Raw genomic sequence first — 315 nt, 5'->3', positions numbered from 1 at the left:
GCCTCCGTCATGGCAGGCGCCATACTCGCAAAGGTGAAAGAGGCACTATCAACATAGTGAACGGAACGCCAATCCACGAACGTTCCCGGCATATCGATAACAGACGCTCTCTGGGACACTGGGAAGGCGATTTAGTCTCGGGTACAAAAAACTCTCATATAGCCACACTTGTAGACCGAAAATCACGTTATACGATCATCCTGAGACTCAGGGGCAAAGATTCTGTCTCAGTAAATCAGGCTCTTACCGACAAATTCCTGAGTTTACCGTCAGAACTCAGAAAATCACTGACATGGGACAGAGGAATGGAACTGG

The 315-nt window shown here is 48.3% G+C and carries 1 protein-coding gene; it reads left to right on the top strand.

Annotated elements, in window-relative coordinates; all coding sequences use genetic code 11:
• On the top strand, positions 1 to 315 hold a 315-nt coding region (locus RTW80_RS28330; RefSeq protein ID WP_312721426.1), incomplete at both ends, for an IS30 family transposase.

It is taken from the genome of Escherichia sp. AM3 (genome assembly GCF_032029835.1).
Lineage (GTDB): Bacteria > Pseudomonadota > Gammaproteobacteria > Enterobacterales > Enterobacteriaceae > Escherichia > Escherichia coli.
The sequence above is the reverse complement of the archived record's forward strand: the minus strand, read 5'-3'. Positions and strand labels throughout refer to the sequence as shown.